The sequence below is a fragment of the Cupriavidus sp. 21MJTG02-4 genome (assembly GCF_057798975.1).
Window position 1 is genome coordinate 13,216 of the sequence record NZ_JBYOJP010000029.1, and the last position, 19,506, is coordinate 32,721.

Annotated in this window: 19 protein-coding genes; 5 read left to right on the top strand and 14 right to left on the bottom strand. The window is 64.2% G+C overall.

Annotation, left to right across the window (positions count from 1 at the left end; all coding sequences use genetic code 11):
• Positions 1-17 precede the first annotated feature (17 nt).
• A complete protein-coding gene (locus AC3FKH_RS32665; RefSeq protein WP_488679740.1) occupies positions 18-608 on the bottom strand; it encodes a PadR family transcriptional regulator in 591 nt (196 codons plus the stop codon).
• Between the two features lie 326 nt (positions 609-934).
• On the opposite strand from AC3FKH_RS32665, the gene AC3FKH_RS32670 reads away from it, so the two are divergent.
• Positions 935-1,159: a hypothetical protein gene (locus AC3FKH_RS32670; RefSeq protein ID WP_488679741.1), complete on the top strand. Its 225-nt coding sequence runs from the start codon at positions 935-937 to the stop codon at positions 1,157-1,159.
• Positions 1,160-1,299: 140 nt separating this feature from the next.
• Here the strand turns inward: AC3FKH_RS32670 and AC3FKH_RS32675 are convergent, their stop codons facing one another.
• Positions 1,300-1,785 (bottom strand): SixA phosphatase family protein, encoded by a 486-nt coding sequence (locus AC3FKH_RS32675; protein WP_488679742.1) that lies wholly within the window; start codon positions 1,783-1,785, stop codon positions 1,300-1,302.
• A 181-nt stretch (positions 1,786-1,966) separates the two neighbouring features.
• Between AC3FKH_RS32675 and AC3FKH_RS32680 the strand changes: the two genes are divergently transcribed.
• The gene (locus tag AC3FKH_RS32680) at positions 1,967-2,623 is read left to right on the top strand and encodes a dienelactone hydrolase family protein (protein WP_488679743.1); all 657 of its coding nucleotides are present in this window, start codon (positions 1,967-1,969) and stop codon (positions 2,621-2,623) included.
• A 377-nt stretch (positions 2,624-3,000) separates the two neighbouring features.
• On the opposite strand, the gene AC3FKH_RS32685 is transcribed toward AC3FKH_RS32680, so the two are convergent.
• A complete protein-coding gene (locus AC3FKH_RS32685) occupies positions 3,001-3,612 on the bottom strand; it encodes a LysR family transcriptional regulator (protein ID WP_488679744.1) in 612 nt (203 codons plus the stop codon).
• 257 nt (positions 3,613-3,869) lie between these two features.
• Here AC3FKH_RS32685 and AC3FKH_RS32690 point away from each other — a divergent pair, with 257 nt between their 5' ends.
• On the top strand, positions 3,870-4,061 hold the full coding sequence (locus tag AC3FKH_RS32690; protein ID WP_488679745.1) for a hypothetical protein: 192 nt from the start codon (positions 3,870-3,872) through the stop codon (positions 4,059-4,061).
• A 14-nt stretch (positions 4,062-4,075) separates the two neighbouring features.
• Here AC3FKH_RS32690 and AC3FKH_RS32695 read toward each other — a convergent pair whose 3' ends face one another.
• From AC3FKH_RS32695 to AC3FKH_RS32705, 3 genes are all read right to left on the bottom strand, one after another.
• Positions 4,076-5,311, bottom strand: a complete 1,236-nt coding sequence (locus AC3FKH_RS32695; RefSeq protein WP_488679746.1) for an MFS transporter — start codon at positions 5,309-5,311, stop codon at positions 4,076-4,078.
• Positions 5,308-6,570: a radical SAM protein gene (locus tag AC3FKH_RS32700; RefSeq protein ID WP_488679747.1), complete on the bottom strand. Its 1,263-nt coding sequence runs from the start codon at positions 6,568-6,570 to the stop codon at positions 5,308-5,310. Before AC3FKH_RS32700 ends, AC3FKH_RS32695 begins: the two co-directional genes overlap by 4 nt.
• Positions 6,571-6,632: 62 nt before the next feature.
• Positions 6,633-6,773 carry a hypothetical protein gene (locus AC3FKH_RS32705; protein WP_483712575.1) on the bottom strand — a complete coding sequence of 47 codons (141 nt, stop codon included), beginning with the start codon at positions 6,771-6,773 and terminating at the stop codon, positions 6,633-6,635.
• Positions 6,774-7,176: 403 nt separating this feature from the next.
• Between AC3FKH_RS32705 and AC3FKH_RS32710 the strand changes: the two genes are divergently transcribed.
• Positions 7,177-8,546, top strand: a protein-coding gene (locus AC3FKH_RS32710) for an IS3 family transposase (protein WP_488679748.1) whose coding sequence is annotated in 2 segments (ribosomal slippage) — positions 7,177-7,654 and positions 7,654-8,546 — 1,371 coding nt in all. Because the reading frame shifts where the segments join, the coding sequence is not laid out codon by codon here.
• An 82-nt stretch (positions 8,547-8,628) separates the two neighbouring features.
• Here AC3FKH_RS32710 and AC3FKH_RS32715 read toward each other — a convergent pair.
• From AC3FKH_RS32715 to AC3FKH_RS32735, 5 genes are all read right to left on the bottom strand, one after another.
• The gene (locus AC3FKH_RS32715) at positions 8,629-9,636 is read right to left on the bottom strand and encodes a Bug family tripartite tricarboxylate transporter substrate binding protein (protein WP_488679749.1); all 1,008 of its coding nucleotides are present in this window, start codon (positions 9,634-9,636) and stop codon (positions 8,629-8,631) included.
• Between the two features lie 196 nt (positions 9,637-9,832).
• Entirely contained in the window at positions 9,833-10,564 is a 732-nt protein-coding gene (locus AC3FKH_RS32720) for an SDR family NAD(P)-dependent oxidoreductase (RefSeq protein ID WP_488679750.1), read from the bottom strand.
• 70 nt (positions 10,565-10,634) lie between these two features.
• A complete protein-coding gene (gene pcaF, locus AC3FKH_RS32725) occupies positions 10,635-11,837 on the bottom strand; it encodes a 3-oxoadipyl-CoA thiolase (protein ID WP_488679751.1) in 1,203 nt (400 codons plus the stop codon).
• 28 nt (positions 11,838-11,865) lie between these two features.
• Positions 11,866-12,504 carry a 3-oxoacid CoA-transferase subunit B gene (locus tag AC3FKH_RS32730; protein ID WP_488679752.1) on the bottom strand — a complete coding sequence of 213 codons (639 nt, stop codon included), beginning with the start codon at positions 12,502-12,504 and terminating at the stop codon, positions 11,866-11,868.
• 18 nt (positions 12,505-12,522) lie between these two features.
• Positions 12,523-13,182: a 3-oxoacid CoA-transferase subunit A gene (locus AC3FKH_RS32735; protein ID WP_488679753.1), complete on the bottom strand. Its 660-nt coding sequence runs from the start codon at positions 13,180-13,182 to the stop codon at positions 12,523-12,525.
• A 508-nt stretch (positions 13,183-13,690) separates the two neighbouring features.
• Between AC3FKH_RS32735 and AC3FKH_RS32740 the strand changes: the two genes are divergently transcribed.
• A complete protein-coding gene (locus AC3FKH_RS32740; RefSeq protein WP_488679754.1) occupies positions 13,691-13,918 on the top strand; it encodes a hypothetical protein in 228 nt (75 codons plus the stop codon).
• Positions 13,919-13,948: 30 nt separating this feature from the next.
• Here the strand turns inward: AC3FKH_RS32740 and AC3FKH_RS32745 are convergent, their stop codons facing one another.
• The 3 genes from AC3FKH_RS32745 to AC3FKH_RS32755 form a co-directional block, all read right to left on the bottom strand.
• Positions 13,949-17,011 (bottom strand): AAA family ATPase, encoded by a 3,063-nt coding sequence (locus AC3FKH_RS32745; RefSeq protein ID WP_488679755.1) that lies wholly within the window; start codon positions 17,009-17,011, stop codon positions 13,949-13,951.
• Complete coding sequence (locus AC3FKH_RS32750) at positions 17,008-18,153, bottom strand: exonuclease SbcCD subunit D (protein WP_488679756.1); 1,146 nt, start codon at positions 18,151-18,153, stop codon at positions 17,008-17,010. The genes AC3FKH_RS32745 and AC3FKH_RS32750 overlap by 4 nt, the downstream gene beginning before the upstream one ends.
• Before the next feature lie 106 nt (positions 18,154-18,259).
• Positions 18,260-19,450 carry an FIST signal transduction protein gene (locus AC3FKH_RS32755; RefSeq protein WP_488679757.1) on the bottom strand — a complete coding sequence of 397 codons (1,191 nt, stop codon included), beginning with the start codon at positions 19,448-19,450 and terminating at the stop codon, positions 18,260-18,262.
• Between the last annotated feature and the right edge of the window lie 56 nt (positions 19,451-19,506).

The following is a 19,506-nucleotide window of genomic DNA, read 5'->3' on the forward strand; positions in this document are numbered from 1 at the left end:
CGGGAAAGGGAACGGGCTCAGTCCTGGCGCTCGCCCGCAGGCGTCGCCAGCAGGGGCATCAGATCGTTGCCCCAGGCCACCCAGTCCTGTTCGAAACGAATGCCCCGGCGCAGCAATGCCAGGCGCAGTTGCTGCGCACGGTCCCGGCGGGCGTCGGCAAAGTCCCGGCGCTCGATGGCCTGGTAGGTTTCCAGCCTGGCCTGGTGCAGCGCGATCAGCCGGCGCATTTCATCGGCCAGGCCCAGTGGGCCGATCGCCGCATCCGCGCGCAGCTTGACCAGGATCTCCTCGCGCTGGTCCAGGCCCGCGCCGGGCTCCAGCACCCACCGCACCAGTTCGTCGCGCCCGGCTGGCAGCACGTGGTACACCTTCTTGCGGCTTTTCTTCTCTTCGCCATTGGGCGCGGCGTTGCCGTCGGCGTCGCTGCCCGGATCGGCTTCCTCGGCGGCAATCCAGCCGTGATCGGCCATGCGTCCAAGTTCGCGATAGATCTGCTGGTGCGTGGCGTGCCAGAAATAGCCGATGGAACGATCGAACCGGCGCGCCAGGTCATAACCGGACGACGGTTTCTCGATCAGGGAAATCAACAGGGCGTGCTGTGTCGACATTCGGCTGGAAGGGTAGCCAGGCTGGCGATTGAAGGCCGGAAAGCATGCGACGGCAAGCTCCTCGGGGACCGCGCTATGGTAGCGCAAGGCTTTGCGCGATAGCGGCAGGCTGCGCGCCAGCGCTTGCCGCCTGATGTTTCAGCGAGACGACCATCGCCAGCGAACCGCCAAAACCAACAATTTTGAAAACACATGCCTCTCAGAATTAAAAAATGCTGAATGGCATTTTTAGGGAGCATGACATACATTGCAAACAATACGATCTGTCTGCGCGAGACGGGCATCGCCCCCACCCTGCTCGTGCTTTATCACCGGAGCCAATGGAAATGAGAGGACACGATCTTGCAGAAGACCGTGACGTCGCCTGGGAGGCTGATGCCGGGCAGGACCCGGCGAGCGAAATCGCGGCGTTGCCGGCGCGCGCACCGGTCTACTACCGGCTGCCGGATACGCCGGACGGTCACCATGTCAAGGAATACGCCAGCGGCCTGCGCCAGCTCGTGCGCTTTGTCGGTGTCGAGGAGCAGGTCGTCAAATACTGCCTGGGCTGAGCACGTCGGGCCAGCAAGTTCTTCTGTGGTTGTCTCCTCCAGGCCCATCTGCGGCCATGGATTGAACCCGCGAGTTTCTTTGCGGGTTTTTTTCTGCCAGTTCAGCCAACCTGACTGCTCCGGCAGCGGTCAATATCGGACTATTTCCGTGGCGAGTTCAGCGAGACTTTAGCGGGAGTGATTTCGCCGACATCCTTCCACGTCTGCGTGTCGAAGCGGAACTTGGCGACCGCGCAGGTAGGCATGTTGGTGATCTCGGCCGACAGGCGATGCGCAAGGTCCGTGAACTCAGGGTTGTGACCGAACAGCATCACACTGCCAAGCGACTTGTCGAGTTCACGAACGACGGCCAGCAGGCTGGCGGCGCTACTGGCGTACAGCCGGTCATCGACCATGATGTCCTTGCGCTCATAGCCGAGTTCGTCGGCCATCAGCTGCGCCGTCGTCAGCGCGCGCAGGGCCGGACTCGACACGAGCAGGTCGGGCTTCACCTTGCGGTCGGCCAGGCGCTTGCCCATCTCCGGAGCGTCGTGCCTGCCACGGTCCTCCAGGGGGCGCTCACGGTCGGGCAAGGACGGGTCATCGTGACTTGCCTTGGCATGCCGCACCAGAAACAGAGTCTTCATAGTCCCTCCTGATCCCTCGGGATCGTTATGGGGTGTTTGTCGGGGTGTTTGTCGATGGCGCGCCTCGGCAGACCGGCACATGGACGCTGGCCTCGCCACCACGCCCACCCTATAGTGGACTGGGATGGGGCCGATTGCAACGCGATGCACCGCAAGGCGCCATCTGCTGGAGGGCAGCGGCATGCGAGACAGTTCAGATACCACCGAGGTGGTGATCCCAGCCGGCGGCGTGGCCCTGCAAGGCATCCTCACATTGCTGCCGGGCGCTGGCGCATTGGTCTTGTTTGCGCACGGTACGGGCAGTTCCCGGCTTAGCCCGCGCAATCGCCGTGTGGCCGCCGAACTCAATCGCTGCGGCATGGGAACGCTGCTGATGGACCTGCTGCTGCCGGAGGAAGACCAGGTGCAGTCCATCCGCTTCGACGTCGACCTTCTGGCTTCGCGGCTGGCACAGGCGACCAGCTGGGTGGCACGGCAGCCAGGCACGCCGCCACGGCTGGGCTATTTCGGCGCCAGCATTGGTGCGGCCGCATCGATCCGTGCGGCAAGCCGGTCGCAAATCCCGATCGGCGCCATCGTCTCGCGCGGCGGCAGGGTCGATCTGGCGGGCCCCGACGCGCTTACACAGCTGGCTGCGCCGACCATGCTGATCATCGGCGGGCTCGATGTCAGTGTCCTGGAACGGAATGAGTCGGCCTTTGCCCAGCTGACCTGCCAGAAGAAACTGGTGATCGTGCCCGGCGCCTCCCATTTGTTCGAGGAGCCCGGCGCGCTGGAATCGGTCGCTCGTCTGGCGGCGCAGTGGTTTGAGCGTTATCTGGGCAAGGCCTTGTCTTGAACTGGCGCCTGCGGGTTCCTTTCGCTACACGCGGAAGGAATCAATTCGGAGACTTACTTCCTGACAACGCACCCATGGCCCCCGTACCATGCGTAGCGCGTCCGCCTGCAGCAGTTTCCCGCCTGGCAATCGCCAAAAGCCGTTGCACGAGATCGGGAACAGGCTCCGCGACATGCACGGCGCCAAGGGGGGCGAGCCCGGCTGGCATTGCCACCTGCAACTGGCACACACGCCCGCCAGCCAGCATGCCTGTCGATATGCTTCGCGGTATCAACGCAACGGATCCCGGCAACTGCAGGAAAGTCTCTAGGACCGGCAGCGATACGGTTGCAAGCGGTAGTAACTTGGCGTCGGGCAGTGCGCCAAGCACGACGCTATCAAACATCTCCCGCAGATGAACACTGGCCACGGGCAATACCCAGTTCGCCCCCCCGAAGCGCCTGGATGGGAAGCGCGTCCCGCTTGCACAGTGGGTGCGAAGACGAAGCGACAATCATGGCTTCATCGTCCAGGACCGGCTCGAAGTGCAACACATCGGGTAATCGCCGCGGCATCCTGCAGAACACGACGTCCAGGCCGCCCGCACTTAGCAATGACATCAGGCGCACGCCGAAGTCTTCTTGAAGTTCGAGACGGACTTCCGGGTACGCCTGATGGAAAGTGCTTAGCACTGACGCCGTCAACGCATAGGAAGCAGCGGGAATGGACCCGATGCGCAGTGACCGGGTATCACCCTGCTGGCTCGCAGCCAGAAACTCCGCAGAGTGCTGAAGCCGTATCATGACTTCACGCGCATGAGAAATCATGCCTCGTCCGCATGCCGTTGGCCGTATTCCACGCGCGTGGCGCTCGAACAGCTTCATGCCGATCAACAATTCGAGCTGGGCGAGCGACTGAGTTGCGGCCGACTGGCTCATGCAAGCTTCCTTTGCCGCGCGCGCGATGCAGCCGCAATCGTCGACCATGACCAACAGTTGCAGCTGACGCAACCGACCCTGCTTGATCAGACGCCCAAATAGAATTTTTGCGAGCAGAGGCGCTGCGGCCCCCGAAAGTACAGACGCTCTGCCGTCAACTGGAACGGACTGATCTCTCGAGCGCTTCACGGAAAAGCGCTCGCTGTGCCGCCAGGCTTGCCAAGGGAGGGGACCGAAAACAGCAGGACCATACGCCAGGCTCCATCTACCGCAAGCGATACCAACAACAGTCTCTGTAGCCGCGATGCCATTGAGCGAGCTAGCATGGCATGCCCGAACTGCTGGAGTCGTTACAGTTCCAGTATGCGATACCAGTTGCAATGATCCATCTCAATCTTGCACACCATTCAGTCGGAGATAGTGCGCGCGACATGCCTTCGCGCCGCCCGGAAAAATCAGCGGCCGCAGGTGTGCGTGAGCAACGGGCTCGGGGCATCCCGATGGGCACTGTTTCGTTTTGACCTAAGCTGTTGTATCAGTCAGGCGCATTCTTGGCGCCGGATTTCACCAGTTTCAGATGAAGCAGCAAAGCCACAGTAATGCACAGCCCAGCGTTGTATGCGGCGATGATTTGAAAAGCGTCGGTAAACTGAAGAAACGTGCCAGCCGCAAATAGCCCCGCCGGAAAGGCAGACCCCACGATCAACGTTTGCACGCCCAAGATGCGGCCATATGAATCGCGCGACGCCAGCCTCATCAACAGCGCATCCGCCGCGCTTCCCGAAAACGCGACACAGGCTCCGATCAACAGCAAGGCAACGTTAAACACCGGATATCGCCACGCACTCGTCAACCCCGTTGAGACACAGATCAGCAAGAAGCCGCAACCGGTCATTACAGCCAATGACGGAAGATGGCACCGCCTCAGCTTTGCGTAACCTAAAGCACCGCCAACTGCGCCCACACCCAAGCAGGACTCCGAAAATCCGAGATACGCGCTGTTAGATCCGTCGATGCCTGTTATGAAAAGTGGCATGATAATGACCAGGGGGGACAGCACAAAATTAAGTATCGCAGTAAAACCAAGTGCACACATTAGCATGTGGTCGCTTTTGTAGAACACAAAGGCCGTTGCAATACGTTCGGTCAAAGGCAGTGCCTCCTTGGCGGCAGTACTGGAGGCCGGCGAATCTATATCCAACGTACAGATTACCCACGCGCTGATCAGCAGAGTGCCGCAGCACACCAGCGTCGAATAAACAGCCTCCAATGCTATCAACAGCAGACCACCAAACAGTGGAACTACCAGCTTGCTCAGGTAGCCCGTACTGCGGGAGAGACCCGCGGCCAGGCCTTTTCCCTGGCCGTGAAGCAGGTCCTTGATCAGAATCTGCCGCGAAATCGAATAGCCGGTTATTGCAATTCCCATCCCAATCTCAGCGGGTATCAATAGCCAAAGCGGCATTAACCGCGCAAGCACTGGAATCGTTCCGAGTAAGATGGCGGCACCAGACAGCAGGCATACAATGCAGGCGTTGCGTGCCCCTGATCTTTGGATCAGGTAGGTCAGTGGGATGCCACTGAAAATTCGCGCCACGGCACCGCCCCCGATGGCCAGCGGGAGCAGTGAGGCAAGCTCGGCGTGCTGCGCGAGGTACCACGTGATCGTGAAGGTTTGCAGAATTGTGGCACTTGGGACGAGAAACCCGACGACAGCCAGCCACAGAAATGGCTTGGGTAGGTCTTGCGTTTCTATATTCTGCAGTGTCATTTGGACTGCCCGAAGACGGCCCGCGTCAATGCAGCTCCGCGCTGCCCAAGTGACATCAAGTAGAAGACGTTGTCGCGAATATCATCACAAACAGAAAACTCCTTTGCGAATCCCAAGTCTCCTGACGCCAGATCCGCATAGTCTGCACGCGGGCAATAGTGAGAGACTGGGCACTCCTTGCACGCCATCGGCTCTTCCAGCATTGCCTGGTACTCGCATAGCTTGTCGAATGCGTAGTCGCCCGACAGGATGTCACCAAAATGGTACTCAGGGAATTCAAACAGATTGTCCTGAGGGCATACGCGACCATCGTGATTAATGTGGAACTGCACTCGTGGCAGAACCCCAGCATCGCGCATATAGATCAGTTTGAGATAACGAGCAATTGGTGACGATTGCACAAATGGACCCAGCCTTGCGTCACCTTCGATGGCAGCAACCATCTTTTCGGTGATCATCCTGGTCGTCACCTTGTTCAGCAATTTGATACGCGCCGCCGATCCCGTCAGGCTTAGGGGTGAGTACAGGAACTGTGTTGCCCCAAGTTCGCGTGCAAAATAGATGGTATCAATGAAAGACGAGAAATTATGCGCCCCCACTACAGCCTTGATAGAGATGAAGGCTCCCATATCCGCCATGTATCGCACATTGGACACGACCTGATCAAAGCTTCTGGGTCGGAACTGATCGTGCACCTCTCGCACATGGGAATCCAAGGAAATACGCCATTCAACCCCCTTGTCCTGATAAAAATCTGAGAACGCTCCCGATTGGAATTTTTTGATATTTGCCGCATTTGTTGACACGCGGACCATCAAGCCTCTTTCTCTGGCGTAACCGAGAATGTCTGCGAAGTCTTTATTTATTGTTGGTTCACCACCGAAGAGTTGAAGCGTCCTTGTAGGATTGTTCATTGCACCACCTCGCCCGATGACGTAATCGATGAAATCTTTAACCTCTCGGTATTCGAGGTCGAACTTTCCCCGGCGCATGCTGCTTGGAGCCTCAATGTAGCAGTGGGGGCACGATAAGTTGCAACGGTTGGTGAGCTTGACAACGGGATACAGTGCCAGATGTTCCTTGCCTGCCAACTTTGACGTTTTTGAAATGCCCTCTAGCGATCGCATAAGAGCTGGGTCATCATCCGCTAGCAAACTCTCGAGTTCTGCCGCCCTTCCGCTGCTTATTTTCATCCACGCTTGCGGGTTCTTTGTTGCGTATATCACCTCGCCATCGGCTTCTACTTTGAAGAATTCCATGTCGGGCCACCTATCCGGAAGGGTGAGATGGAGCCATTTCCATCTCACCTCACTCACCGCGCTCAATACTGAATGGCTTCTCCCCACATGGCGCGCTCCGGATCATGGCCAGAATCCCATTCAACCTCGAAGGTAAAGTCATCGAGACGGAAGCCGGCCTGCGACTCGATTCCGGCAGGGGTATTGCACGACTCATGGATCATTTCAAGACTCCTTGTTGACTGAGAAATGGGCTAGTCCACACTGCCCAACTTCAGCTTAGGGAGCGCAAGATCCTGGTACCAGTCGCTTTTAGCCCCGAGCTAACGGCGTTATCGATATCCCGTCCTGCAGTGTTTGCTTCCTTATGGAATTGATGGCGAAAGCTATCCCAGCTACATCGCGAAGAGAGACAGGCCGGGGCAGAGAAATTCCGGGTAGTGACAATGTCGAGGCTAGCATCCGAAGAGATCAGCAAAGCTCCGGCTTCACATCTTTTGATTGCGGACATTGCCGAGATATCTGCATCCTCGTCCGCAGTTTTGTCCTCCCCAGAAACAAAAAAGCCGGCCCCAATGAACTGCACCCCAAAAGTTGGACACCCATCCAACCTTTGGGGTGTTTTTCATGACGAAGTACGATGAGCAATTCAAGCTCAAGGTAGTAAGGCAGTACCTGGCCGGGCGAGCCGGCTTCAAGGCAATCGCAGCGGAGCATGGTGTCGGCCACAGGCTGGTGGAGCGTTGGGTGGCCAGCTACCAACAGCATGGCCGAGACGGGCTGCGCAAAAAGTTCAGTCACTACAGCGCAGAATTCAGACTGGCGGTGCTGCAGCGCATGTGGCGAGAAAGTTTGTCGATCGGGCAAACGGCCGCTGTGTTCGACATTCGCAGCCCTGGCTGCATTGGGGTATGGGAGCGCCGCTATCATAGTGGCGGTATGGATGCCCTGTCGCCCCGACCTCGCGGGCGCCCCAAGACGATGCCGCAAGCCACGCCTCGCAAGCCTGCAACCGACACCACAGTCCCCGACAACGAGCGCTCCCGCAAGGACTTGCTCAAGGAAATCGAGAACCTGCGCGCGGAGGTGGCGTATCTAAAAAAACTCGACGCCTTGGTTCAAGCGAACAAGACATCTGCGCAACCCAAAAAGCGCAAATAGTGCTTGAGCTGAGGCAGCAGTATCCATTGGCCGGCTTGCTGAAGGCGGCGGGGCTGGCGCGCAGCACGTTCTACTACCAGCAGGCCGTGCTCCAGGCCCAGGACAAGTATGCGGGCCTGAAAGCGCGCATTCGCGAACTCTTCGCCCGACACATGGGCCGTTATGGCTATCGCCGCATCACGGTGGCAATCCGGCAAGCCGGCACGATCATTAACCACAAGACGGTTCAGCGCCTCATGGGCGAGATGGGGCTGAAGTCGTTGGTCCGGCCCAAGAAATACCGATCCTACAAGGGCTCGGTAGGCCGTGTCGCGCCCAACGTTCTGCAACGGCAATTCCGGGCCGGGCGCCAGAATCAGAAGTGGGTAACCGACGTGACCGAATTCAACGTGGCCGGCGAGAAGCTGTACCTCTCCCCAGTGCTGGACCTGTACAACGGCGAGATCATCGCCTACGAGACTGCCCGTAGGCCCGTCTTCGAGATGGTAAGCAATATGCTGAAGAAGGCGTTCCGCCGCCTCAGCCCGAAGGACCGACCGGTGCTGCATTCCGACCAGGGCTGGCAGTACCAGATGCCGGCCTATCAGCGGATGCTCAAAGGGCGCAAGATCCGTCCCAGCATGTCCCGCAAGGGCAATTGCCTCGACAACGCCGCCATGGAAAGCTTCTTCGGCACCCTGAAGTCCGAGTTCTTCTACCTGAACAAGTTCGCCAGCATCGAGGAGCTACAGCAAGGCCTGCGCCAATACATTCACTACTACAATCACGACCGCATCAGGCTCAAACTGAAAGGGCTGAGTCCCGTGCAATACAGGACTCAGCCCTTGGCCGCCTAACTTACCCGTCCAACTTTACGGGGTCAGTTCACCAAAGGGACCGGCTTTCCACTACCGCAAAAGCAACAGAGGCAGACAGAAATCAATCCACCGTCGCGCCCGAAGCCTTCACCACCTTCGCCCACTTCGCGGTCTCGGACTTCATGAACGCGGCGAGCTGGGCCGGCTTTTCGGGATTGGGCTCGGCGCCCTGGTCGGCCATCTGCTTCTTCACCTCCGGCATGGCGAGGATCTTCACCACTTCGGCGTTCAGGCGGTCGATGATGGGTTGCGGGGTTCCGGCGGTGGCGTACAGTGCGAACCACGAGGTGGCTTCATAGCCGGGCACGCCCGATTCCGCCACGGTCGGCACGTTGGGCAGCGCCGGCGAGCGCTTGGCCGAGGTCACGGCGATGGCGCGCAGCTTGCCGGCCTTCACGTGCGGATACGACGACGGCATGTTGTCGAACATCAGCCCGATCTGGTTGCCCAGCAGGTCGTTCACGGCAGGCGCGCTGCCCTTGTACGGGATGTGCTGGATGTGCAGGCCGGTCATCGAATTGAACAGCTCGCCCGACAGGTGCATCGACGAACCGCTGCCCGACGAACCATAGGACAGCTTGTCCGGGTTGGCCTTCACGTAGGCGATCAGTTCCTTGATGTTGTTCACCGGCACCTTGGGGTTCACCACCACCAGGTTCGGCACCATCGCCACGCGGCTGATCGGCGCGAAGTCCTTGACCGGGTCATACGGCAGCTTGGAGTACAGCGACTGGTTGATGGCGTGCGTGCCGATGGTGCCCATGAACAGCGTATAGCCATCGCCCGGCGCCTTGGCGGCCAGCGATGCACCGATGTTGCCGCCCGCGCCCGGACGGTTGTCGATCACCACGGGCTGGCCGAGCGCCTTGCCCAGCTGCAGGCCGACGATACGAGCCAGGATGTCGGTGGTGCCACCGGCCGAGAACGGCACGATCATCGTGATCGGCTTGGTCGGATAGCCACCCTGCGCATGCGCGGCGCCGGCAAAGCCGGCAATGGTGGTGGCCAATGCAACGCCAGCAGCCAGCAGGCGGCGGCGGGTCGTGGAAGTCTGGGAATCGAGTCTCATCGGTTTACTCCGGTTGTCCTTGTGGCCCGCTCGCATTGTGGCGTTGGCGGGCGAATGCTGGATAGCGTGATTGCTGCCCTGGAAGAAGACAGCGCGGTGGCGCTGCCTTCGTGCAAGCTGCGACCGAAAGGATCACATCTTGATATGACGTTTGATTAACGCCTCTTCTTGTGAATGCTTGAGATGGCCCAGCTTCTCAGACGGGTGCCACGCCCAGCGTCGTGCCGCCGCAGACATAGAGGACCTGGCCCGTGACAAAGCCATTGTCGGGCGACAGGAAAAACAGCGCAGCACGCGCCACGTCTTCCGGCGTGCCCATGCGCTTCACGGCGATGCTCGCCAGGATGCGGCGCGTCTGCTCGCTGCCCTCGGGGTTGCTCTTGCGGAACAGTTCCGTAGCAATCGGGCCCGGCGCCACGGCATTCACGGTGATGCCGTCGCCGCCGAGCTCCATGGCCAGCGTGCGCGTCATGCCGATCAGCCCGGCCTTGGTGGCCGAGTACACCACGCGCTCGGGCTTGCCCAGCGCCGCGCGCGAAGCCATGTTGACCACGCGACCAAACCCTGCGGCGCGCATGGCCGGCAGGCAGGCCTGCGTGAGCAGCATCGCCGCTTGCAGGTGCAAGCCGACAACATAGTCGAGGTCGGCCACGGTGGCCGTGTCGGCGGTGCCTGGGCGCGTCGCGCCCGCATTGTTCACCAGCCGCGTCACCGCGAACTGCGAGGTGACCTGCTGCGCCACGGCGCGCGTCGCCTCGGCGTGGGTCAGGTCAGCCTGGAAAAACGTCATGTTGGGGTGCGACCAGCCCGGCTCTGTGTAGTCGATATTGACTACGCGGGTGGTGCCGTCTGCCAGCAGCATTTCGCTGATGGCGCGCCCGATACCGGAACTGGCGCCGGTGACGATCGTGGCGTTGGGGAGGGACATCTTTGACTCACTCAAGAAACTGCCGCTGTCCTACTCCCTCTCCCGCACGCGGGAGAGGGGAGCAAACCCATCAAACGCGTTCGATCACCATGGCGATGCCCTGGCCCACGCCGATGCACATCGTGCACAGCGCGAAGCGGCCGCCGGTGCGGTGCAGCTGGTACATCGCGGTGGTCACCAGGCGCGCGCCGCTCATGCCGAGCGGGTGGCCCAGCGCGATCGCGCCGCCATTCGGGTTGACGCGCTTGTCGTCGTCGGCGATGCCCAGTTCACGCAGCACGGCCAGCCCTTGCGCGGCGAACGCTTCGTTCAGTTCGATCACGTCGATCTGGTCCAGCGTCATGCCCAGTTGCTTCATCAGCTTCTGCGTAGCCGGTGCCGGGCCGATGCCCATCACGCGCGGCGCCACGCCGGCAGTTGCCATGCCGACGATGCGCGCACGCGGCGTCAGGCCATGTTGCTTGATGCCGGCTTCGCTCGCCAGCAGGATCGCGCAGGCGCCGTCGTTCACGCCCGAGGCGTTGCCGGCGGTGATGGTGCCGTCCGCGCGCACGATCGGGCGCAGCTTGGCCAGCGCTTCCATGCTGGTGGCGCGCGGGTGCTCGTCGCGGTCGACGACGATCGCATCGCCCTTCTTCTGCGCGATGCTGACCGGCGTGATTTCCTGCGCCAGCGTGCCGTCGGCCTGGGCGCGCGATGCGCGCTCCTGGCTGCGCAGCGCCATCAGGTCCTGGTCTTCACGGCCGATCTTGTAGTCGGTGGCCACGTTCTCGGCGGTCTCGGGCATCGAATCGACGCCATACGCCGCGCGCATCGCCGGGTTGATGAAGCGCCAGCCGATGGTGGTGTCGAAGATCTGCGCATCGCGCGAGAACGCGCTGGTGGCCTTGCCCATCACGAACGGGGCGCGGCTCATGCTTTCCACGCCGCCGGCGATCATCAGCGTGGCTTCGCCAGCCTTGATGGCGCGCGCGGCAGTACCGGTGGCGTCCATGCCCGAACCGCACAGGCGGTTCAGCGTCGCGCCCGGCACGTCCTGCGGCAGGCCGGCCAGCAGCGCCGACATGCGCGCCACGTTGCGGTTGTCTTCACCGGCCTGGTTGGCGTTGCCGTAGATCACGTCGTCGATGGCGGACCAGTCCAGGTTCGGGTTGCGCGCCATCAGCGCCTTCAGGGGCACCGCACCCAGGTCGTCCGCACGCACGGCGGACAGGCTGCCGCCGTAGCGGCCGATGGGGGTACGGATGGCGTCGCAGATAAAGGCTTCGTTCATGTCTCTCTCTCGGTCTTGATGTCAGTGGTCAGCCCTGGATCAGGGTCACGCCGGTCAGGCGCTGCAGCTCGTCGAAGCCCAGCCCCTCCACCAGGTCGCGCGCAACCAGCCCGTCGGCGGTCACGTCGATGGTGGCCAGATCAGTGTAGATGCGCGTCACGCAGCCGATGCCGGTCAGCGGATAGGTGCACTGCGGCACGATCTTGCTTTCGCCCTGCTTGGTCAGGTGCTCCATCATCACGAACACCTGCTTGGCGCCGATGGCCAGGTCCATCGCGCCGCCCACGGCGGGGATGGCGCCCGGTGCGCCGGTGTGCCAGTTGGCGAGGTCGCCCTTCTCGGAGACCTGGAACGCGCCCAGCACGCAGAAGTCGAGGTGGCCGCCGCGCATCATGGCGAACGAATCGGCATGATGGAAATACGAGCCGCCGGCCTTGATCGTCACGGGCTGCTTGCCGGCATTGATCAGGTCGCCGTCTTCCTCGCCCGGCGCCGGCGCGGGGCCCATGCCGAGCAGGCCGTTTTCACTGTGCAGCAGGATTTCCTTGTCGGCCGGCAGGTGGTTGCCCACCAGCGTGGGCAGGCCGATGCCGAGGTTCACCACGGCACCTTCGGGAATGTCCTTGGCCACACGGGCGGCCATCTGGTCGCGGGTCAGTTTTTGCATGTTCGCTCTCCTTCTCGCTCAGACCTTCACCACGCGCTTGACGAACAGGCCCGGCGTCACGATGTGCTCCGGATCCAGTTCGCCCAGCTCCACCAGGTGGCTCACCTGGACGATGGGGCACTTGGCAGCCATGGCCATGATCGGGCCGAAGTTGCGAGCGGTCTTGCGGTAGGTCAGGTTGCCCCAGCGGTCGGCCTTGTCGGCCTTGATCAGGGCGAAGTCGGCGTGGATGGGCTTTTCGAACACATAGCCCTGGCCGTCGATGATGCGGGTTTCCTTGCCTTCGGCCAGCGGCGTGCCGTAGGCCGTGCGCGTGAAGAACCCGCCGATGCCGGCGCCGGCGGCGCGGATGCGCTCGGCCAGGTTGCCCTGCGGCACCAGTTCCAGCTCGATCTCGCCGGCGTGGTACAGCGAATCGAACACATAGGAGTCCGTCTGGCGCGGGAACGAGCAGATGATCTTGCGCACGCGCTTGGTCTTGAGCAGCGCGGCGAGGCCGGTGTCGCCGTTGCCGGCGTTGTTGTTGACGATGGTGAGATCGCGCGCGCCCTGCGCGATCAGCGCGTCGATCAGTTCCGCCGGCATGCCAGCCATGCCGAAGCCGCCGATCAGGATCGTGGCGCCGTCGTGGATGCCGGCCACTGCCGCTTCCACCGAGTCAAATATCTTGTTGATCACTTGCGTTCCAGTCCGGGATGAGGGTCTGGCAGGTGCCGGGACCGGCCGCAATGTGCGGCACGCAAAAACTGTCTCCGGGCGATCCCTGCCGGACGGGCGTCTGGCGCAAGCACCGGAGGACGGCGCGCTAGCCATGACGGGTTCCAACAGAAATAAGTGTTTGAATTTGTTCTTATTACGAACTTGAATTCGCACTCTGAACAGAGTACACCCCGCGCCAAACACGGGTCAAGGCAACGGCAAAGAGCTTGTCCGGTAATCGGCCGCGCATGCAGGCATGCCTTGCACCGCGGGACTTCCGCCGCGGCTCGCGCCCCTGTGTAGGACTGAGCCGACGCCACAATCGGCCCGGTAGCGATACGGCGGCAGCCCGCGCCTGCCTATGCTTGTATCAAGACCAGCCACAAGACGACCGCCACCGGACCACCCGGCACGCCACGGCAAGTCTGCACCAGAAACAGCCTGGCACGACGTGGCCGGACCAGAACAGAAAGAGGAGTCGGAAATCATGGCACGCGCCTTCGCCAGCCCCAATCCTTCCCGGACAAGCAAGCATCAGGCCGCACTCGACCGGATCCTGCGCACCACGCGGCAAGACTGGATGCTGGATATTCCTTCCGAGCCCGCCCGGCAAGCACCCCCCGCCCGCCCGCGCTTGCCGCTGCCGCGCCTGGCCGCCCGGGCCTTCGAGGCGCAAATCATGGCCATCCGCTGCCAGAAGGTATTCGCGGCCTGAACCCTGAACACCCCCTCAAAAGCGCCGCGCTCAGGGCAGTTGCAGCACCGCGCGGCTACCCGCGGTGCCAGGCCGGACTTCCAGCCGCACGTCGATGCGTTCGCGCAGTTCCGCGACATGCGAGATGATCCCCACCAGCCGTCCCGCCTGCTGCAAGTCCAGCAGCGTGCGGATGGCAAAGTCCAGGCTTTCCGGATCGAGCGTGCCAAACCCCTCGTCGACGAACAGCGTATCGAGCTGGATGCCGCCCGCGCGCGACTGGACCACATCGGCCAGCCCGAGCGCCAGCGACAGCGAGGCCAGGAACCCTTCGCCGCCTGACAGCGTATTGGCCGGCCGCGCCGCGCCGGTGTCGTAGTCGAACACCTCCAGGTCGAGCCCGCCGGCCGAGCGCTGGTCGGCCTGCTCGCGCACGCGCTGCAAGGTGTAGCGGCCACGGCTCATGGCCAGCAGGCGCACGGAGGCGGCCTCCAGCACCTCGTCGAGCAGCGTGGCCAGTACGAAGCGCTGGAACGTCATGCGGCGCGGGTTGTTCCCGTTGGCGACTTCCGCGAGCCGTCCGAGGATGGCGTAGCGCGCTTCGATCTCGCTGTTGGCCGCGGCCAGGGCATCGAGCTGCCTTTGGCATTGCAGCAGGTTGTCGCGCATGCGCGCACGGTCGGCCTGCTGCCGGACGATGCCTTCCACCGCAGCGGCGGCCGTCGACGCGGCCTGTCGCACGCCATCCAGGTCCGGCACCGACAACCCCTCGGCCGCCGCGATGGCGCGCGACAGGCCATGCGTGGACACCGCAAGGGCTTCATCGTAGAGGCGTACCGCATCGTCCAGCGCCTCGATCGCCGCGGCGTCCAGCCGGGCCGAGCCAAAGGCCGCCATGTCGGCAAAGCCCGACGCGGCCAGCATGGCGTCCGCCGCGGTTCGCGCTTCCAGCAGGCGCTCGCCCGCGCGGGCCAGCACGGCCTGTGCCGACTGGCTGGCCGCTTCGGCCCGGGCCAGCGCCGCGCCGGCCTGCTTGTCGGCGTCTTGCGCCGCCTCCAGCGCGGCGCCAAGCGCGGTGAACCGGGCGCGGGCCTGTCGCAGGGCAGCTTCGATCGCCTCGGGATCGCGCGCGTCTTCGGGCAGTTGTGCGCACGCCGCCCGCCACTCCCCCTGCAACTGCGCGAGTGACTGGCCCGTGGATTCCATCGCGGCGCACGCCTTGCGGTGGGCATCGTCCGCGGCCGCAAGCGCGGCCCGCCGTTCTTCGATGACCGCCGGCATCCGGGCCAGCCGGTCAGACGATGCCTGCGCGGCAGCAAGCTCCCGCTCCAGCGCGGCGGTCTGTTCCGTCAATGCCTGTGCCGTGGCTGCCACGGCTTGCAACGCGTCATCGCCGAGATCCGTCGCGACCTCCGCAAGCTGAGCGGCCAGCCGCTCCACCTCTGCGTGCGCGGTGTGCCGGGCGTTGGCGGCACGCAGCGCGGCATCATCGGCCTCGCGCGAGGCGCCACGCGCCTGCTCGAGCGCATCGTCCGAAACCAGTTCCGCGGTGTGCTGCGCGAGCGCCGGATGATCGGTCCCGCCGCAGACCGGACACGACTCGCCCGTCGCCAGCACGGCGGCAAGTCGCGCAGCCTGCCCGGCCCGCCAGGCGGACTCCGTCGTCGTCAGGGCCGTGCGCAGCGTGTCACGGTGCGTGGTGGCACGGGCAGCCGCCGCGTCGCAGCGCGCCAGTGCCTCGCGCGCCTTCGCCGCGGCCTGTCCGGTCTGCCGGTATCGGGCGATCTGCTTCGCCCGCGCCTGGGCCGCTTGCAGCTGCAGGCCCAGGGTCTGCAGCTGCGCGGCCAGCACCTGTGCCTGGCGCTGGTCGGCTTCGGCAGTGGCCAGTTCCACCTGCCTCTGTGCCAGCGCTTGTGCGGCCCGGTCGCGCGCACCAACCGCATCGGCCTGCTGCCGTTCGGCGGCCTCCAGCGACTGGCGCAGGTTGCCAAGCTGGCGCGCGCGGGGCAGCAGCGCCTCGAACTCCATCACGCGGCGTTGAGCAGCCTCGCGCACGTCGCCGCGCCCAAGCTCGACCTGCAGCCGCTCAGACGCTTGCGCGGCCACCAGTTGCTGCTGCCGCAGCGCGCTGGCCGCCTGCTCCACCGCTGCCTGTGCGGCCTGCTGCTCGCGTGCCATTGTTTCCAGATGCTGGATGGCAGGCCACGCCTGGGTGGCACGTCGTGCCGCTTGCAGCCGCATGCGTTGTTCGTCGGTCGCCGCCTTGCGGGCCAGCAAGGCCTCATGGGCTGCGTGCGCGTCGGCACGTTCGCGCAGCCGTGCCGCTACCTGCTCCGCGCCTTGCAAGGCCGTTTGCGCGGCGGCGTGGCCGACGCGTGCGGATTGCTCCTGTTGCTGCAGGTCTTGCAGTGCCTGCTGGAGCTGCGCGATCCCGACGGCCAGTGCATCGGTCGACGCCATGTCGAACTGGCGCAGCAGCGCCTGGCGCTGGTCGACGATGCGCTCGGCGTCGCGCCGGATGCCGGCCGCCTCGCTTTTCAGCAGCTCTTCCACGCGCCGGTACAGCTCGGTGCGGAACAGGCGCTCCAGGATGCCTTGCCGCGCCTGCGAACTGGCGGTCAGCAATTCGCGGAAGCGTCCCTGCGGCAGCACGATGACCTGGCGGAACTGCGCGCTGTCGAACCCCAACAACTCACGGATGGCATCGCTGACCTTGGCTGGCTGCCCGGCCTTGCTGACCCAGCCCTCGCCCTCCCAGGCATCGAGCTGTGCCTTGGCGGTCTCGGTGACCATGCCTTCGCCGCGCTGCTTCGGCCGCTCCTGCGCGGGCGAACGCACGACGCGGTAGCGCTGCGCGCCAAGGCCGAATTCGAGCACGACTTCCGTGCGCAGCCCGGGCGCCGCATTGGCGCTGCGCATGGCCTGCGCGGAACGCTCGCCGCCCGAGGTGTCGCCATACAGCGCAAAGCAGATCGCGTCGAGCAGCGTGGTCTTGCCGGCACCGGTCGGGCCGTGGATCAGGAAGAAGGCCTGCTCGCCCAGTTGCGTGAAATCGATCGCCTCGGTGCCGGAAAACGGTCCGAAGGCCTGCATCGTCAGGTGCAATGGCCTCATGCCGACTCCCTCTGCGCGGCGGCCATGCCGGCCAGCACCTGCTCCAGCGCGGCGCGCTGGCCATCATCGAGTTCGGCATCGGCCACTTCGCGGAAGAAGCTCGCAAAAAGCTCGCCGGTACTTTGTTCGCGCAACCGCCGCGCGGCATCGCCAGCGGCCCCGGCACGGGACAGTACGGTGCGCTCGACCGCGAGCGCGTTGGGATAGACCTGGCGCAGCTTTGCCATCGGGTCCAGCAGCGCGCCGGTGTCGGTCAAGCGCGCATAGACATAGTCATCGCACTGCTCATCCCCTGCGGCAGCCGCGATCAGCGCCGCCAGTTCGCCTTCCACGATGCGCAGGTCGCGCAGCGGCCGCAGCGGCATCGGCGTGATATGCACGCTGCCGTCGGCGCCAAGCTCGATCATCGACACGGACTTTTCGTGGCTGCACTCCGACAGCGAATACTTCAGCAGCGAACCCGCATAGTGCACCCGCCCGTCGATCGTCTGCGGCCGGTGCAGGTGGCCCAGTGCCACCAGGTCGAAGCCGTCGAACGCCTGCGCCGCCACCGCGCCGCTGCCGCCGACCGACAAGGGCCGCTCCGACTCGCTGACCGCGCCGCCGACGACGAAGGCGTGACCCACCACTACCGAGCGCACGCCGGGCGGATGGGTTGCACGGATGGCGTCCAATTGCGCGCGCAGCGCCGCTTCATGCGTGGGCAGTTCGGCGCCCAGCGCGTCACGCACGACGGCCGGTTCGGCATAGGGCAGCGCATAGATGCGCACCTCGCCGTGCGCGTCGTGCAACGCCACGCTGGCGGGCGTGGCGGACGTGCAGCCGGCCACGTGCAGGCCTTGCGATTGCATCAGCCTGGCACCGAATTCCAGCCGCTGCGCGCTGTCATGGTTGCCAGCGATCAGCACCACGGGCACGCCCGCATCCAGGACGATCCGCGCCAGGACGTCGTCCAGCAGCGCGACCGCTTCCGGTGGCGGCACGGCCCGGTCGTAGACGTCGCCGGCGATCAGCACGGCATCGGGGCGCTCGTCGCGCACCAGCTCGACAAACTGGTCGAGGATATGCGCCTGGTCTTCGATCAGGCTGCGGGCATGGAAGAGCCGGCCGAGATGCCAGTCGGCGGTGTGCAGGAAGCGCAATGTGGATACCTGGTCTGCGGGATGAGGGTGGCGTGTCCGCCACGGCGGCACGCAGTACAGCCGGCATCATAACTGCGCGGACCGCCCACCGGTCCTGCTTGCCGCTTCAGGCCCCTGGCGCTCCGGTGAACACCGTCAGCACGCCCGTGTAGCCGTACAGGTGGTCGCGCGCGATCTCGCCGTTGGCAAAGAACCCGGCCAGTGGCAATTCGCCGAGCGCGCGGCGCAGCAGCAGCAGCTCGGCGCTCGGGCCGCCGAAATGCGGGCCGCCACGTCCGGAGCAGCTGATATAAAGACCGCCCAGCACCCGCCCGACCGTGCCGCTCTCGATCTCGGCGCGGATCTCCGTGGCGATGCGCATCAGGTCGGCGCGCGCCGCCCCAGGGTTCTGGGTGCAGAAGGCGAGACGCATGCCGGGCTCGGCCACGTCTGCCAGCGCCAGTACGCGATGCTGCACGTCCAGTCCCATCAGATGCCGCACCATGGTCTCGGCGCCGAACCTGCCCGGCAGCCGGGGCGCGTCGTCCGCCCCCGCGCTCAGGCCGGCCAGCGTTCCCGACAAGGCCTCGGCCATCTCCTGCGGGGGCGCGTCGCGCCCGAGCCCGAGGTCCTTCAGGACGCAATCGAGCGCCGGCTCGTCGTCCAGCGTGAACAGCAGGTTGCGGTCCACGCGTGTCACGGTGCGCGCGGGCCCGATCGGCTGGCATCCCTGCGTCACGCGCGAGATCAGGCCGACCCGCGGGCCGAACAAGACCCCCGACAAGCCGCCCGAGTAGATGCCGTCGGCCATCTGCAGCGTCCGGTTGCGTGCCGACGACAAGCCGCCGAACAGATAGCCGGTGGCGATGCGTTCGCTCAGTTCGTGCAGCAGTTCTTGCAGGTCGGGCGTCGAGGCTTCCGCATGCACCAGCGCGGCATAGGGGGTGAAGCCGGATGAGGCGGCCGGCAACGGCTTGCGGCCCGAGAACAGCCGGAAGGCGTCACGCGGCAGCGGCGCCGCCATCAGCACCATGGCGGGCTCGTCGATGTACTCGACGCCGCAGGCGCAAACCCCGACCGCGGAGGTTCCGACCCAGGCGACGCCAGGCCACTCCCGCTGCAGCGCATCGAGAATGCGCTCGGCCGCCGGGGCATAGTAATCGCTCAGGTAGCACCAGCCCAGCGTCAGCGCGACGGCATTGCCGTGCTGCGCCTGCTGCACGGCAAGCTGGGCTTCCAGTTGCGAGCCGCAGTCGCCCAGCGCTTCCTGCCAGCGGGCATTGGCGGCGTGGGCGTGTACGAAGGCCGCGTCGTGCATGATGGATCCTCCATTGGCAGCCCGCGCCGGCGGACCGGCGATCACTCACACGTCGC

Excerpts from the sequence above, each read along its gene's own strand:
- AC3FKH_RS32680 (WP_488679743.1), top strand. The coding sequence starts at position 1,967 with ATGCGAGACAGTTCAGATACCACCGAGGTGGTGATCCCAGCCGGCGGC.
- AC3FKH_RS32690 (WP_488679745.1), top strand. The coding sequence starts at position 3,870 with ATGCCCGAACTGCTGGAGTCGTTACAGTTCCAGTATGCGATACCAGTT.
- AC3FKH_RS32700 (WP_488679747.1), bottom strand. The coding sequence starts at position 6,570 with ATGGAATTCTTCAAAGTAGAAGCCGATGGCGAGGTGATATACGCAACA.
- AC3FKH_RS32730 (WP_488679752.1), bottom strand. The coding sequence starts at position 12,504 with ATGCAAAAACTGACCCGCGACCAGATGGCCGCCCGTGTGGCCAAGGAC.
- AC3FKH_RS32745 (WP_488679755.1), bottom strand. The coding sequence starts at position 17,011 with ATGAGGCCATTGCACCTGACGATGCAGGCCTTCGGACCGTTTTCCGGC.
- AC3FKH_RS32675 (WP_488679742.1), bottom strand. The coding sequence starts at position 1,785 with ATGAAGACTCTGTTTCTGGTGCGGCATGCCAAGGCAAGTCACGATGAC.
- AC3FKH_RS32755 (WP_488679757.1), bottom strand. The coding sequence starts at position 19,450 with ATGCACGACGCGGCCTTCGTACACGCCCACGCCGCCAATGCCCGCTGG.
- AC3FKH_RS32705 (WP_483712575.1), bottom strand. The coding sequence starts at position 6,773 with ATGATCCATGAGTCGTGCAATACCCCTGCCGGAATCGAGTCGCAGGCC.
- AC3FKH_RS32665 (WP_488679740.1), bottom strand. The coding sequence starts at position 608 with ATGTCGACACAGCACGCCCTGTTGATTTCCCTGATCGAGAAACCGTCG.
- AC3FKH_RS32740 (WP_488679754.1), top strand. The coding sequence starts at position 13,691 with ATGGCACGCGCCTTCGCCAGCCCCAATCCTTCCCGGACAAGCAAGCAT.
- AC3FKH_RS32695 (WP_488679746.1), bottom strand. The coding sequence starts at position 5,311 with ATGACACTGCAGAATATAGAAACGCAAGACCTACCCAAGCCATTTCTG.
- AC3FKH_RS32715 (WP_488679749.1), bottom strand. The coding sequence starts at position 9,636 with ATGAGACTCGATTCCCAGACTTCCACGACCCGCCGCCGCCTGCTGGCT.
- AC3FKH_RS32670 (WP_488679741.1), top strand. The coding sequence starts at position 935 with ATGAGAGGACACGATCTTGCAGAAGACCGTGACGTCGCCTGGGAGGCT.
- pcaF (WP_488679751.1), bottom strand. The coding sequence starts at position 11,837 with ATGAACGAAGCCTTTATCTGCGACGCCATCCGTACCCCCATCGGCCGC.
- AC3FKH_RS32720 (WP_488679750.1), bottom strand. The coding sequence starts at position 10,564 with ATGTCCCTCCCCAACGCCACGATCGTCACCGGCGCCAGTTCCGGTATC.